Raw genomic sequence first — 14,904 nt, forward strand, 5'->3', positions numbered from 1 at the left:
GAGTTCGCCGTCGCGGCGTCTCCCGGCCACCCGTGACCGTGCCCACCGTGGCACAGTCGTTCCCATGGCTGACCACTTCCCCCACACACAGCTCGCACGCCCCGCCCGACGCGGGCACACCAGCGCCACCCCATCGGCCGTACTCCTCCTCGGCGCGGCCCTCCTCCTGACCGCCTGCGGTGAGGAACGCGCCGGGGACGACGCCCGCAGCGCCCCCGCGGCCTCCATAGACGACGCCCGCGGCGCCCCCGCCCCCGCCGCCTCCGCCTCCATCTCCCCGTCGAAGGCGCCCTCGGCCACCGCGTCGAGCCCCGCCCCCGGGGCCTCCCCTTATGTGGAACCCGGAGTTGTCGACGGCGCTCCCCACCACGGCGAGAACAACGCCTACCGCCGCGCCGGTGAGATGTCCGCCGTCAGCGAGAAGGACGCCCGGAAGGAGGCGGACCGTATCAGGCCCGTCCTCAAGCGGTTGTCCGCGGAGAAGAAGTGGAACCCCGAGGCCGTGCGCGCGGCACTGCTTCGCCTCGGATACGAGGAGGAGCGGACGGGGTCGGGCGGCGAGCGGCTGGGCGGGACGCTCACGGTGCGGGAGCAGGACACGGTCTACGAGAACAGCCGGTATGTCACCCCCGAGGGCTCCCTCATCGGGCTCCGGGTCCACGACGACGCCTGTGTCAGCGCGTTCATCGACAAGACCGACCACGGGGTTTCGGTCACCGGCCCCTACCCGGAGACCGGCTGTTTCCAGCCCCCGTACGGCCACTGAACCGGCTGGACGGACCCCCCGAACGACCCCCGAACGCCCCTCGCCCCGGCCGCCGTCGCCGTCCGCGTGCCGGGGCGGCGACGGCGTTGATCCGTCGTTCACCTTTTGTCGACACCCCGTGAGGACCCTGACGGGTCGGGGCCTCGGACCGAGTGCGCCCGTTCCGTCAGTGAATCCGTCAGCGAAGGAGACGACCCCACGGTGATCGACAGAGCGACAGGGAGACGACGGCGGCATCGCCTGCGGGGGACGCTGCTCGCCGGCGTCCTGGTGGCCGAGGTGGGCATCGTCGTCACCGGCGGCGCGGCCACCCCCGCGGCGGCGACCGCCCCGACAGCCACAGCCACAGCCACAGCCGACGGCGACCGGGCGCCCCGCAGGGCGGCGAGCGCGGCGGGCATCGCGGCCTCCGTACCCGTCAGCACCCCCCTGTACATCCAGAACGTCAACAACGGCGGCCATATCGGCGTCATGAGCGGCAACATCGACCCGGGCCTCCCGGACGTGGCGGTCCAGGCGCCGCAGGGGGACGACAAGCACCAGTCCTGGACGCTGGAGCCCGATGGCTCGGGCCATCGGCTGCGCAACACGGAGCTGCCGACGCAGTGCCTCGTCCACTACGGGGAGGCACCGGCGATCCTCGGTGACTGCACCGGCCTGGGAACCGTGTGGGACGTCCAGTCCCTGGGCGGCGACCGGTTCCGGATCAAGCAGCCCGGCACCGACCGCCATCTCTCCACCGCGGGCGAGATCAGCAAGAGCAGTAAGGAGACTCCCCTCGCGTACGCGAGCACCGACGGCAACAAGGAGTGGATCTTCACCGCGGTCTCCTGGCCCCGGCTGCCGATGCCGCCCGAGGACCGGCGGACGCTGGAGCACATGACGTTCCTCACCGCTCACAACTCGATGATCAACACTGAGGACGGCTACGACACCCTCGCGCCCAATCAGCCCCACTCGATGCGGCGCCAGCTCGCCGACGGGGTCCGGGCCCTGATGCCGGACGTGAACGCGGGGGTCGTCAACGGCACCATTCCGCTCTGCCACGGCGGCAAGTGCGGCGGCCAGATCGTGCCGTCCAACAACTTCGGCTCCATGCTCACGACCGTCAAGGAGTTCCTGGACACCAACAGGAAGGAGATCGTCACCCTCTTCATCGAGGACGTGTCCATGACCGACCTCACCAACGACGACTATCTCCGCCACGGCTTCGACCAGGCGCCCGGCGCCCGGGACCTGCTCTTCGTCCCGGACGACACCGTGGTCCCGGCGGAGCTGAAGCAGGGCTGGAACGTCCAGGACAACGGCTGGCCGCTGCTCAAGGACATGATCGCCAAGAACAAGCGGCTGCTGATCTTCTCCGGCCAGGAGAAGCGGCAGGAGATCGGCTTCATGGCGGACCAGCGCTGGCGGGTCGAGAACCACTGGCAGATGGGTCTCGGCCTCGGCGACGCCGACTGGTCCTGCTTCTCCCGGTGGGGAGGCCGGCCGCTCAGCACGGGAACCTCCGGCCAGACCGGCAGGTTCAAGCCGCTGTTCGTGATGAACCACTTCCGTCAGGTCCCCATGGCGCCGACCTACACCAACGACAACCGGAAGCTGAGGCAGCGCGCGGAGAGCGTGTGCACCACTGCGGCCCGCCGCAAACCGAACTTCGTCGCCGTCGACCAGTACCGGGACGGCGATCTGTTCCCGCAGATCCAGGCCATGAACGAGTACTGGTACCGGGGCGGCGAGGGCGCGGGGCAGGAGCCGGGCCCGGGGCCGGGGCCGCAGCCCGGACCCGGCTCGGCCGGTGACCCCGTCGACACCGGCACCGACCACCGCGGCCCCAAACCGGCGGTCTCCGGGCCGCACTCCGCCTGCCGCCCCGACGGCATGGCGGCCACCCCCGGCGTCACGGCCCGCTACTGCGATGTGTACGGCACCGACGGGCGCGAGTGGCTCGGCGGCAACGGGCAGGACAGAAGGGTCGTCGGCTACTTCCACTCCGGACGCCACGGCAAGGACGGAAAACCCCGCTACCTGGTCAAGAACATCCCCTGGACCAAGGTCACCCACATCAACTACGCCTTCGCCCGGATCGAGGGCGACAGGATCTCCGTCGGTGACGAGCAGAGCCCGGACAACCCCGCCACCGGCATGACCTGGCCGGGTGTGCGCGGCGCCGAGATGGACGAGTCGCTGCCCTACCGCGGCCACTTCAACCAGCTCGCCGTCTACAAGAGGAAGCACCCGCAGGTGAAGCCCCTGATCGCGGTCGGCGGCTGGAGCGACAGCAAGGGCTTCTACGCGATGACCACGAACGCCGACGGCACCGTCAACCAGGCGGGCATCAACACCTTCGCCGACTCGGTCACCGCCTTCCTCGGCCGTTACGGGGCCGCGTTCGACGGCGTCGACATCGACCACGAGTACCCGACGGCCCTGCCCGACAGCGGCAACCCGGACGACTGGGCGCTCGCCAACCCGCGCCGCAAGGGCCTCCAGGCCGGGTACAACGCGCTGATGAAGACCCTGCGGGAGAAGCTGGACCGGGCGGGCGCCGAGCGCGGCCGGTACTACCTGCTCACCTCCGCCGCCTCCGCGTCCGGGCATCTGGTGCGCGGCTACGACGGCGGACAGGCCCTCGCCCACCAGGACTTCGTCAATGTCATGGCGTATGACCTGCACGGCTCCTGGAACCAGTTCGTCGGCCCGCAGGCGCCGCTGTACGACGACGGCAAGGACGGCGAACTCGCCGCGGCCGGGGTCTACGACAGCGCCAAGAACCCCGAGTACGACCGCACCGGCTACTTCAACGTCGACTGGGCCTACCACTACTACCGGGGCGCGCTCCAGCCCGGCCGCATCAATCTCGGCCTCCCCCTCTACACCCGCGGCTGGCGCGATGTGCGGGGCGGGACCAACGGCCTGTGGGGCACCGCGCCCCTCACCGACCAGGGGCAGTGCCAGCCCGGCACCGGTACGAGGACGCCCTGCGGCAACGGTGCCGTCGGCATCGACAACGTCTGGCACGACACCAGCCGGGGCCGGGAGGTCGCGGCCGGAGTCAACCCGCTGTGGCACGCCCGGAACCTCCAGGACGGCATCACCCCCGGGTATCTGACGTCCTACGGACTCGATCCGGCCCGCCCCGAGAACCGGCTGACCGGCACCTATCAGCGCCACTACAGCGGTGAGCTGGAAGCCGCCTGGCTGTGGAACCCGGAGAAGAAGGTCTTCCTCACCACCGAGGACGAGCGGTCCGTCAACGCCAAGGTCCAGTACGTCAAGGACCGCGGCATCGGCGGCGTCATGATGTGGGAGCTGTCCGGCGACTACACGCGCGGCGCCGACGGCCAGTACGTCATGGGGTACGACACGACGACCCGCATCGCCGACGGGCTGCGCGGCGCGGGCGCGTACCGGGGCGAACGCGCCGGGGCGACCCCGCTGCCCGGCCAGGTGCTGGACGTCAGCGCCGAGTTCACCGGGTACCCGACCGCCGAGGCGGACCTGTGGCCGCAGCAGCCCAAGCTGCGGATCACCAACAACAGCACCCGTCCGCTGCCGTCCGGGACCGAGCTGTCCTTCGACATCCCGACCAGCGCGCCGCCGCTGCTCAAGGACGACGCGTGGCAGGACATGAAGGACGCCGTCCAGCCGGGCCGCAGCGGACCCAACACGGGCGGTCTGAAGGCCGACTTCCACCGGGTGACGATCAAACTGGGCCACTGCGAGTCCATCGCGCCCGGAAAGTCCCGGGAGATCGGCGTCAAGTACTTCCTGCCGCTCACCGGGCCCGCCAACTTCACGCTGAAAACCGGGGGCACGACCTACGGTCTGACGCAGGACCGCCGCAGGGGGACGACGACCGTCGAACCCCCGGCGACCGGCGGCGGGCCCGCCTGCCAGGCGGAGGCGTGGGACGCGGCGCGGACCTACAACCCCGCGTGGGCCCCGTTCGCGCTGTGGCGGACCCAGGGCGGCTGGAAGATCCAGGACCCCGGCAGCTCCCTGGTCGTCGACCACCCCGGCACCTGGGCCACCACCCATCTGATCGGCTCGCAGGACGGCAACGCGAACCAGGTGTGGAACATCGTCCCGGACGGGTCCACCGGCCGGTTCCGTATCATCACGGCCAGCGGCGGACGGCAGCAGTGCCTCGGTGCGGACGGGCGGCTCGCCGAGGCGTCGGTGCGGTCGTGCGACGGCGGTGCCGCGCAGTCCTGGAGCTTCACCGACGAGCGGGGCGCACCGGTCGCCGGAATCCCCGCCGACGGCAGGCCGCATGGGCTGCTCGCGGCGTCCGGGCATGTCCTGGAGCCGAGGAACAGCGGCGGAACGGTCCGTACCAAGCTGGTGGCGGGTGACCCCGAGGGGGCCACGCGCACCGTCGTCTCGTACGGCGGCTTCTACTGGAAGGCGAAGTTCTGGACGAAGGGGAACCGGCCCGACGCGGCCGACCCGAAGAACGCCTGGAGTCGGCTCGGACCGGTCGCCTGACCGGATCCGACCGTGCTCGGGTGAGCTGCTGAGCCGACGGGGCAGCCGGGTCCGGGTCCTCCCACCGGGGAGGGCCCGGACCCGTCGCCGTGCGGGGCGGCGCCCGTCACCGTGCCGGGCGCGGGCCGCGTCGTGCCGGGGCGCGGCCCTCGTCACCGTGCCCGGCCCTCGTCACCGCACCAGGCAGGGCCGTTTCGGGTCGAACGTCCAGCCGGGGACGAGGCAGCGCATCCCGGCGGCGTCGTCGCGCGCGCCCAGGGCCTTCGCGTGGTACAGCTCCTCGGCCGCCCGCAGCCGGTCCCGGTCGAGGGTGACGCCGAGGCCGGGCGCGGTGGGCAGGGCGATCTCGCCGTCGACGATGCGCGGTGGCCGGGTGGTGAGCCGTTCCAGGCCCTCCTGCCAGATCCAGTGCGTGTCCAGGGCGTTGTACGGGCCGGGTGCCGCCGCCCCGCAGTGCGTGATCATCGCCAGCGAGATGTCGAAGTGGTTGTTCGAGTGGCATCCCCAGGTCAGCCCCATCGCCTGGCAGAGCTGGGCCACCCGGACCGACCCCCGCATGGTCCAGAAGTGCGGATCGGCCAGCGGGATCGAGACGGACTGGAGCGCGAGGGCGTGGGTGAGTTGACGCCAGTCCGTGGCGATCATATTGGTGGCGGTGGGGAGCCCGGTCGCCCGCCGGAACTCGGCCAGGATCTCCCGTCCGGAGTAGCCGTCCTCGGCGCCGCACGGATCTTCGGCGTAGGCGAGCGTGCCGACGAGCGGGGCGCACAGTTCGACGGCCTCGCGCAGCGACCACGCCCCGTTCGGGTCCAGCGTGATCCGCGCCCCGGGGAAGCGCGCCTTGAGCGCCAGGACCGCCTCGACCTCCTCGGCGCCGCGCAGGACCCCGCCCTTGAGTTTGAAGTCGCGGAAGCCGTACAGCTCGTACGCTGCCTCGGCCTGGCGGACGATCGCCTCGGGCGTGAGCGCCTCCTCGTGCCGAATCCGGTACCAGCGCTCGGTGGCACCGGGCTCGCGCACATACTCCAGACCGGTGCGGTCGGGGTCGCCGACATAGAAGAGATACCCGAGGACGCGGACGGAGTCCCGCTGCACGCCGTCGCCGAGCAGCGCCGCGACGGGCAGGTCCAGGTGCTGTCCGAGGAGGTCGAGCAGGGCCGACTCGACGGCGGTGACGGCGTGCACGGTGGTCCGCAGATCGTAGGTCTGGGCGCCGCGCCCGCCGGTGTCGCGCGTGGCGAAACGCTCCTCGATCCGCCGCAGCACCCGTCCGTGGTCGCCCACGCGGGCACCGACGACGAAAGGTTCGGCGTCCCGGAGCGTTTGGGTGATCCGCTCGCCACCGGGGACCTCGCCCACCCCCGTGCGTCCCTCGGAGTCGGTGAGGACGACGACGTTCCGGGTGAAGTAGGGGCCGTGGGCGCCGGAGAGGTTCAGCTCCATGGAGTCGCGCCCGGCGACGGGGTGGACGGTGAGGGCGGTGACGGTGGGCTGCCTGCTCATGTGTCCCGGCTTCCTGTGGGTCGGCGGGGACCGAAGGAGCCGAGGCCGGTCAGCTTCGCCTTGGTCATCAGCGGAAAGCGGAAAGCGGAAAGCAGAAGCAGCACACTGATGCCGACCACGAGCAGGGGCATGGCACTTCCCTCGGTGCTGTGCCGTGGATCATTTGTGTATGTGAATGGAGTTCGTGTACAGGAATGGAGGCTAGGGGGATGAACGGAGTGGGTCAATGGGGCGTGCCAGAAGGAACGGGGCAGGGCGCAGGGCACAGGGCAACGCGGGTCGGGGGAGCCGGCGGGTCGGGGGCGGGTCGGGAGGAGGTCGTGGCGAGCCATCGCCGCATCACGCAGTGAAAGCGGCGGAGTCCGTCCGCGTGGACGGGGTCCGTCCGCCGGGGTGGCCGGACCGCCGATCCTCACATGTGTCCCGCCCGCCCCGGGGGCATCGCCCTGACGGTACTGTTTTCAGCCGATCGAGTCGTACACCGGACGCTCGCTCCGCACCGGTTCGGCCGGTGCGGGGTGTCCGGAGATCCTTGACACCGGCTGCGGGGGACTCTCGAACAGGGTGACACGCGGAACGCGTCGTTCCGGCACCGGTGGTGCCATGCGGGCCGACGGGGTCATCGACTCCCCGTGGCTCAGGCAGTGCGGACAGCCCAGGCAGCACAGCCCGCACGGGCCGCACTCCCCGGCCCGGGTGGCGGGGCAGCCGCACCCCGCCGATGCCGATGCCGACGGGCACGGGGGCGGGGACGGGGGAGGCGACCCCGCCCGCGACCCCGCCGGACCGGCCGCCTCCGCGCCGACCAGACCGTTGCGGACGAGCGCCCGGTGCACCGTCGACCGCGACGGGACGGGCTCCACCCCCAGCCGGGCGAGCGTGGCGCGCAACCGCTGCGCCCCCCACCCCGGGTGCTCCCGGCGCAGCGAACAGATCAGCGCCACCGTCGAATCGTCGAGCCGTCGCGGACTCCGATGGGGCCGCCGCGACCGGTCCTCCAGGCCCGCCTCCCCCTGCTCCAGATAGCGTTTGCGCCAGGTGTGCACGGTCTGCCGGGAGACCCCGTGCGACCGCGCCACCTCCACGACCGGGCGGCCTCCCAGTACCTCCAGGACCGCCCGTTGACGTCTGTGCCGACGCTCCCGTTCCCTCGTCAGCCGTCTCTCCTCCTGCGCGGCCCGTCGTTCCTCCTGGTGGAGCACGTGACCCTGCCTCCCTCCGTGCAGTCCCTCTGCGGTCCCTGTGCCGTCCGTCTGCCGTCTGTCTGCGGTCCCTGTGCAGTCCCTGTGCGGTCCCTGTGCTTCTCCCTCGACAGGTGTATGTCACAGCGGATGTTGCACCGCTGTCGCCATCACCCCTCCCGTCGGATGTCAGCCATGTCCGGAGCGCGATATGTCAACGGTGTCCTGAGACTCCGTCCCCACCGACCGCCGCCGACAGCCTTGCCGGTGCGAGAGAACCAGCCAGCCGACCGGTCACCCGGCATTTGCCAGGTCGTTGACACGGGCGGTTTATGTGAAGCAGCATTCTCGGCCCCGGGAGAAAACGTCAGTGACGAAACAAAGGTAAGGCAAAGCTGAGCAGGACAAGTGACAGGAGAAAGAGTTATGGACGACAAGAAGACCTCGCTCGAACCGGATGAGATCGAGGTGATTCCGCCGGTCTCGACCCCGGACTTCGTGATCGCCGACAACGACCCGTCGGACCCGCCGATCGCCATCGCGGACCCCGACCCGTTCGACCCGGTGATCTGATTCAATGGCCGTGACTCACGGCGGGCAGAAGGCCGTATCCCAGATACGGCCTTCGCTCCGCCTTCCCCGTCTCCTGCACCCTGTCGACCCTGTGGAATTCAAGCGCGACTACTGGGAGAAAAAGCCCCTGATAGTCCACCGCGAGGACCCCCACTACTACACGGACCCGCTGACCTTCCACGATGTCGACCAGATTCTCTCGACATCGAGTGTGCGCTCCTCCGAACTCAAGGTGGTCGTGAACGGGCGGGAGATACCGCTCCAGGAAATGACCGCATCGGGCCCCGGCGGCCCGGCCAATGGGCTGGAAGTCCTCTACGACCTCTACCGCAAGGGCTCGACGGTCGTCTTTAAATTCCTGCACGAGCGCTGGGAGCCGCTGGGCCGGCTCTGCCGCACGCTCGCCGCCGAGTTCAGCGCCGCGTTCCAGGCCAACGCCTATTTGACGCCCGCCGCCGCCCAGGGGCTGACCAGCCACTACGACACCCATGATGTGTTCGTCCTCCAGATCTGGGGCTCGAAACACTGGCGGCTGTACGATTCGCCCGCCGAACTCCCCCTCCAGTCGCAGCCCTTCCGGCGGACGAAGGAGGGACCGGGAAATCCGGTACGGGAATTCACCCTCAACGCGGGCGACATGATGTATCTGCCGCGCGGCACCGTGCACGACGCCACCGCCCAGGACCAGGCGTCCCTGCATGTCACCCTCGGGGTCCAGCCCGTGCTGTGGGCCACCGTCCTCAAGGACGCGCTGGATCGCGCCATCGAGAGCGACCCCCGGTACCGCTCCTCGCTGCCGCCCGGCTTCGCCCTCGACCCGGAGCTGCGCGCGGGCACCGTGGACCGGCTCGGCGAACTGCTGGCCTCGGTCGGCTCGGCCGTGCGCCCCGGGGATCTGATCGACCGGGCCGTGAGCCGCGCCAACGCACGGCGGCCCCCGGTGCTCGGCGGACACCTCCTCGATCTGGAGGGGCTGCGGACACTGGCCGCCGACACCCGGGTGCGCCGCCGGACCGAACTGCTGTGGGAGCTGTCCACCGACGCCCACGACACGGCGAAACCGCTGCTCACCCTGGAGTTCCACGGCAAGGTGCTCCGGCTGCCCGCACGGATCGCGCAGGAGCTGCGGTTCGTCCTCGACGCCGACGCCCCGTTCGCGGCCCGGGACATCCCCGGAGAACTGGGCATCGAGGGGAAGTTGGTGCTGGTGCGGCGGCTGATGCAGGAAGGGCTGCTGACGCTCGCCTGACCCGGTGCCTTGTCCGATCCGGTACCTTGTCCGATCCGGTGCCTTGTCCGATCCGGTGACCCGGTCGCCGCCACGGCCGGGCCGCCACTCCACGGTTCGTACCGGCCACCGTCCTACGGTTCGTACCGGCCACCGAGATGCGTGGCGAGAAATCGCTCGGCCGCCGCGTAGAAGGCCATCCGGTTCGCCGGACGGACGAAGCCATGCCCCTCGTCGGAAAAGAGCAGATACTCATGGGGGACCCCGGCCCTTCGCAGCGCGGCGACGATCTGTTCCGACTCCTCCCGCCGCACCCGGGGGTCGTTGGCACCCTGCCCGATCAGCAGCGGCACCCGGATGTCCCGGTACGCCGACAGCGGCGAGCGCGACCACAGGAACTCCCCGTCGACCGCCGGGTCACCGATCCGCCGCCGGAGCTGCGCCCCCAGCGTGGACCAGGTCGCGGGCACCGAGCCGATGAAGGTCCGCAGATCCGAGGGACCGGCGACGGCGACCGCGCACCGGAAGGCCCCCGGCGTGAACGCCGCTCCGGCCAGCGCCGCGTAGCCGCCGTACGAACCGCCGTACACCGCCACCCGGCCCGGATCGCTGTACCCGGCGGCGACCGTATGGGCCACGGCGTCATGCAGATCGTCCTGCATCCTGCCGCCCCACTCCCGGTCCCCGGCGGCCGAGAACCGCTTGCCGTACCCCGTCGAACCCCGGAAGTTGACCTGGACACAGAGATAGCCCCGGTCGGCGAGCCACTGCGGCTCCGCCCGGAACCCCCACACATCGCGGGTCCACGGACCGCCGTGCACACACAGCACGGTGGGCAGCCCGCGCCGCGCCGCGCCCCGAGGGAAGGTGAGATAGCCGTGCACCCGCAGCCCGTCCCGGGCGGTGAACGAGAACGGCTCCATCCGGGCGAGCCGGTGCCCCGCCAGCGCCGGGAGATGGCTGAAGAGGAAACGGGTGCCGCCGCCGTCCCGCTCCAGGATGCGATAGCCGGCCGGGCCGTCGTCGACCAGGTGCTGGACCAGCCAGCGCCGGTCCGACCGGTCCCGCCCCAGCACCCGCACATCGCCGCGCGCCGCCTCGCGCAGCGCCGCGAAGTCGGCGGCCACCGCCGCCGGGGCGAGGATCTCGGTCTCCGCGTGGGCCCGCTGGACGACGACGAACTCGGCGGCCCCGGTGACCGGGTGCAGCCCGACGCCGTCCACGTCGTACTCCCCGTCCTCGTACCGCACCTCGTACCGGCCGTTCGTGGTGTCCACGCTCAGCAGCCGGGCGGTGTCCGCGCCCCGCGAGGAGAGGAGGTGGAGCCGGGTGCCGTCCGAGGTGAACGCGACGGGGCGGAGCGCCACCGCGTCCTCGGGGCCGGTCTCGTGGAGCGGTCGCCACGGGGCGGACTCGTCCGCGCGGACCAGCAGGGTGCTGCCGCCGTCGGGGCGCGGCCGGACGGCGCCGCGCACCCGCAGCCCGCCGTCCGCCACCCAGCGGGAGAACCCCTCGTTCCGGGCGGCGAGTTCGAGCCGTCCGCTCGCGATGTCGAGCCGGTAGGCGTCATGCACGGAGCGCTCACGGAGGTTGAGACCGATCAGCAGCCCGCCGGGGGTGCGCGGATCGAGGGCGATGATCCGCGCCTGGACACCGGGGTACGGGGTCAGATCGCGCGCCGGAGCCGGAGCCGGTGTCGCGGCCGGAGGGGCGCCGGAACCGGCCGGGACCGCGTACAGCCGGGTGTTCTCGTCCCCGTCCCGGTCCTGGACGAAGAGCAGATGACGGCCGTCCCCGGCCCAGGCGAAGGCCCGGATGCCCCGCCCCCGGTCCGCGGTCACCGGCCGGTACTCGCCCGACCGCCACGGCCCGGCGTACACATTGAGCACCCCGTCGTACGGGGCGAGGAACGCCAGGTGCTCGCCGTCGGGGGAGAGCGCCGGGCTCATCCGGTCCGGGTTGCCGAAGAGCAACGCCCGCGGAATGAGCGCCGACGCGTCGCTCCCGCCCGGCGCCTCGCTTCCGCCCGGCGCCTCGTTTCTGCCTGGTGTCCCTTTCCCGTCCAGCGTCCCGTTCCCGCCCGGCGCTCCGCTTCCGCCCGACTCGCCCGTCCCACCGATTTCGCCCGCCACCCCAGTCTCTTCCGTCCTGTCACTTCTGTCCGCCCCGCCGGTTCCGTCTGCGCGGCCCGGCCCGTCCATCCCGCCGCTCCTGCCTGTCCTGCCGCTCCTGCCTGTCCCGACGGTCGCGCTTACCCTGCCCGTCCGGCCGGTGCTCCCGTTTGCCCCGGCGGTCTCGTCCGTCAGGCCCGCCCCATCCGCTCTGCCGGTCTCGCCCGCCCTGCTCGCCCCGCCGGTCCCATCTGCGTGGCCCGGCCCGTCCGTCCGGCCGGTCCCATCCGTGTTGCCCACCGTGTCCGTTCTGCCGGTCCGGCCCGCCCCGCCGGTCTCGTCGGTCCCATCTGCACGCCCCGCCCTGTCCATCCCGACTGCCCCGTCCGTCCCGATGGCCGCCCCACCCACCCCGTCCGCCCGACCGGTCCCACTCGCCGTGCCGGTCCCACCCACCCCGTTCGCCCCGCCGGTGCCGCTCGTCCCGGTCTTGTCGTCCGTCCCGTCTCTCACGGGACCGGCCCTGATCCGGCCTCCGGCCCCGCCCCTGGTTCCGGCCCCGACCCTCGTCCTCGTCCTGTGGAATTCCTCCCCGTACGACAGCGCGTACGGCAGACAGCGGAGCTGGAACACTGATGCAGCCGGTGCAGCAGGTCGTGTTCACCTCGCGGACCACCGCGTCCTCGGGCGGCAGCGGGCTGAGCGGCCCCCCGGACTTCCCGGAACCCGCGCCGCCGCGCCGCCCGCGGGGCGCCGGCGGCCGACTGCGGCAGACGGGCCGTTCGGCGGCGGCCACCGCGGTCGGCGCCGTCCGGGTCTTCCGGCTGGTGTGGGCGGCGAGCCCCTGGCTGACCACCGCGCTGGGGCTCGCGACCGTCCTCATCGGCCTGGTGCCCGCCGCGACGGCGATGACGGCGCGGCTGCTTGTCGACACGGTCGTCCAGGGCGCCGCCCTGCGCGCCGAGGACGGCCCCGACCGGATCGGGCTGACCCTGCCCCTGCCCGGCGGCTCGCTGGAACTCCCCGTCCTCACCGTCGTCGGAGCCCTGGTGGCGCTCGCGACGGCCCAGTTCGTGGTCTACGCGCTCGGCGCCCTCGCCACCGCCGTGCGCTCCATCGCCCAGCAGCTCCTCCAGGAACGGACCTCGCAGGACGTCCAGCTCCGGGTGATGGAGCACGCGGGGCGGCTGCCGCTGTCCTTCTTCGAGGACTCCCGCTCCTACGATCTGCTGCGCCAGGCCCAGCAGGAGGCGTCCACCCGCCCGGTGACGATGATCAGCGGGGTGTTCGGACTGCTCCAGACCGCGGTGACATTCGTCAGCATGGTGGGGCTGCTGATCGGCCTCGGCCCGCTGATCGCGCTGGCCGCGCTGATCGCGCCGGTACCCGCGTTCGTCGCGGACGCCCGGTACGGCATGCGCACCTTCGTCGTCGCCCTCTGGTCCTCGCCGATCCGCCGCCGGATGGAGTACCTCTCCCGGCTGGTGGCCACCGACTCCTACGCCAAGGAGGTCAAGGTCTTCGGCCTCGCCCCCTTCCTGACGGAACGGTTCCGGCTGCTCGGCGCCACCGCCTATCGGGGGCTGCGGAAGGTCGTCACCGCCCGCTATCTGGTGGGCGGCGCCTGGTCGGCACTGGCGACCCTGGTCGGCTCGCTGACCTACCTCTATGTGGCGCTCCAGGCGGTGAACGGCCGTCTCAGCCTGGGTGACCTGGTGCTCTACACCTCGGCCGCGACCACCGTGCAGACCTCCGTCCAGGGCATCTTCAGCGGACTCGCCGGGATGTACGAGAATAATCTCTACCTCGGGAAGCTGTACGAACTGCTCGCGGTGCCCGCCGAAAACGCCAAGGACGCCAAGGACGCCGAAAACGTCGAGGGCGCCGAAAACGCCAAGAGCGCCGAGGACGGCGGGCCCACACGCCCCGGCGGCGGCGCCTTCCGCCCGCTGCCGTCCCCCCTGCGCGGCCATGTCGTCCTGGAGAACGTGACCTTCCGCTACCCGGGCACGGAGCGGCCCGCGCTCCTCGGCGTCAGCCTGGAGATCCGGCCGGGCCAGTCGGTCGCCGTCGTCGGCCCCAACGGGGCGGGCAAGTCCACCCTGATCAAACTCCTCTGCCGACTGTACGAGCCCGACGAGGGCCGCATCCTGCTCGACGGAGTCGACATCCGCGAGCTGGACCCCGAGCTGCTGCGCCGCCGGATCGGCGCCATGTTCCAGGACCATGTCTCGTACCAGGCGACCATGGCCGAGAACATCGGTCTCGGCGACGTGGACCGGATCGAGGACCGCGCCCGTGTGGCGGAGGCGGCCCGCCGCGCCGGAGCCGACGGGCTGGCCGAGGGGCTGCCGCAGGGCTACGACACCGCGCTCGGGAAGTGGTTCGCCACGGGCGCCGAACTCTCCGGCGGCCAGTGGCAGAAAGTCGCCCTGGCCCGTGCCTTCATGCGGGACGCCACCCTCCTCGTCCTCGACGAGCCGACGTCCGCGCTCGACGCGGAGGCGGAGGCCGATCTCTTCGGCCGCCTCCGCGAGCTGGCGCACGGCCGGACCACGGTCTATATCTCGCACCGCTTCTCGACCGTCCGCCGCGCCGATCTCATTCTGCTGATCGAGGACGGCCGGGTCGCGGAGCAGGGCACGCATCGGGAGCTGATCGCCCTCGGCGGGCGCTACGCACGGCTGTTCGCGCTCCAGGCGTCGGCCTACACCGACACGTACACCGACACCGACACACACACCGAAACCCCCCGCCCGAACGCCCCGCACGCCCCGCACGGCTTCAACGGAGCCAGGACCGCCAAGGAGGCGGCGGCGATCGAGGCGGCCCTCGCGGCGAAGCGCGCCGGGCGTGCCGGGCGCGCCGGACGCACTGCGCGCGCCGGAGAGGCGTCCGGCGACGGGGGCACGGACGGCGGTGGCCCCTGACGACGGGGCCCGGGTCGCGCCCAGCGGTAGGTCGGCGCCGCTGCGGGGCGCGTCACCGCCGGGGTGGTCCGGGCACGGCGGAACCCCCGCCGTGCCCGGCCTCCCCCCACCGGGGGCGGCCACG

General features: G+C 71.9%; 9 protein-coding genes. 5 read left to right on the plus strand and 4 right to left on the minus strand.

Going from position 1 to position 14,904, the window contains the following annotated elements:
- Positions 1-64 precede the first annotated feature (64 nt).
- Both CRV15_RS33635 and CRV15_RS33640 read left to right on the plus strand, forming a co-directional pair.
- Positions 65-766: a hypothetical protein gene (locus CRV15_RS33635; RefSeq protein ID WP_003963491.1), complete on the plus strand. Its 702-nt coding sequence runs from the start codon at positions 65-67 to the stop codon at positions 764-766.
- A gap of 201 nt (positions 767-967) precedes the next feature.
- Positions 968-5,254 carry a chitinase C-terminal domain-containing protein gene (locus tag CRV15_RS33640; RefSeq protein WP_003963492.1) on the plus strand — a complete coding sequence of 1,429 codons (4,287 nt, stop codon included), beginning with the start codon at positions 968-970 and terminating at the stop codon, positions 5,252-5,254.
- Between the two features lie 171 nt (positions 5,255-5,425).
- Here the strand turns inward: CRV15_RS33640 and CRV15_RS33645 are convergent, their stop codons facing one another.
- The 3 genes from CRV15_RS33645 to CRV15_RS33650 form a co-directional block, all read right to left on the minus strand.
- Positions 5,426-6,757 carry an enolase C-terminal domain-like protein gene (locus CRV15_RS33645; protein WP_003963493.1) on the minus strand — a complete coding sequence of 444 codons (1,332 nt, stop codon included), beginning with the start codon at positions 6,755-6,757 and terminating at the stop codon, positions 5,426-5,428.
- Positions 6,754-6,888 carry a hypothetical protein gene (locus tag CRV15_RS37615; protein WP_009999491.1) on the minus strand — a complete coding sequence of 45 codons (135 nt, stop codon included), beginning with the start codon at positions 6,886-6,888 and terminating at the stop codon, positions 6,754-6,756. The genes CRV15_RS33645 and CRV15_RS37615 overlap by 4 nt, the downstream gene beginning before the upstream one ends.
- Before the next feature lie 330 nt (positions 6,889-7,218).
- Positions 7,219-7,959, minus strand: a complete 741-nt coding sequence (locus CRV15_RS33650) for a helix-turn-helix domain-containing protein (protein WP_003963494.1) — start codon at positions 7,957-7,959, stop codon at positions 7,219-7,221.
- A gap of 405 nt (positions 7,960-8,364) precedes the next feature.
- Between CRV15_RS33650 and CRV15_RS36175 the strand changes: the two genes are divergently transcribed.
- Both CRV15_RS36175 and CRV15_RS33655 read left to right on the plus strand, forming a co-directional pair.
- On the plus strand, positions 8,365-8,511 hold the full coding sequence (locus CRV15_RS36175) for a hypothetical protein (RefSeq protein WP_009999493.1): 147 nt from the start codon (positions 8,365-8,367) through the stop codon (positions 8,509-8,511).
- A 91-nt stretch (positions 8,512-8,602) separates the two neighbouring features.
- Positions 8,603-9,760 carry a cupin domain-containing protein gene (locus CRV15_RS33655; protein ID WP_009999494.1) on the plus strand — a complete coding sequence of 386 codons (1,158 nt, stop codon included), beginning with the start codon at positions 8,603-8,605 and terminating at the stop codon, positions 9,758-9,760.
- Positions 9,761-9,873: 113 nt separating this feature from the next.
- Here the strand turns inward: CRV15_RS33655 and CRV15_RS33660 are convergent, their stop codons facing one another.
- Entirely contained in the window at positions 9,874-11,712 is a 1,839-nt protein-coding gene (locus CRV15_RS33660; RefSeq protein ID WP_009999495.1) for a S9 family peptidase, read from the minus strand.
- 773 nt (positions 11,713-12,485) lie between these two features.
- Here CRV15_RS33660 and CRV15_RS33665 point away from each other — a divergent pair.
- Positions 12,486-14,780 carry an ABC transporter ATP-binding protein gene (locus tag CRV15_RS33665; RefSeq protein WP_003963497.1) on the plus strand — a complete coding sequence of 765 codons (2,295 nt, stop codon included), beginning with the start codon at positions 12,486-12,488 and terminating at the stop codon, positions 14,778-14,780.
- The last annotated feature ends 124 nt before the right edge of the window (positions 14,781-14,904 follow it).

This window comes from Streptomyces clavuligerus, assembly GCF_005519465.1.
Lineage (GTDB): Bacteria > Actinomycetota > Actinomycetes > Streptomycetales > Streptomycetaceae > Streptomyces > Streptomyces clavuligerus.

Excerpts from the sequence above, each read along its gene's own strand:
- CRV15_RS33635 (WP_003963491.1), top strand. The coding sequence starts at position 65 with ATGGCTGACCACTTCCCCCACACACAGCTCGCACGCCCCGCCCGACGC.
- CRV15_RS33645 (WP_003963493.1), bottom strand. The coding sequence starts at position 6,757 with ATGAGCAGGCAGCCCACCGTCACCGCCCTCACCGTCCACCCCGTCGCC.
- CRV15_RS37615 (WP_009999491.1), bottom strand. The coding sequence starts at position 6,888 with ATGCCCCTGCTCGTGGTCGGCATCAGTGTGCTGCTTCTGCTTTCCGCT.
- CRV15_RS36175 (WP_009999493.1), top strand. The coding sequence starts at position 8,365 with ATGGACGACAAGAAGACCTCGCTCGAACCGGATGAGATCGAGGTGATT.
- CRV15_RS33665 (WP_003963497.1), top strand. The coding sequence starts at position 12,486 with ATGCAGCCGGTGCAGCAGGTCGTGTTCACCTCGCGGACCACCGCGTCC.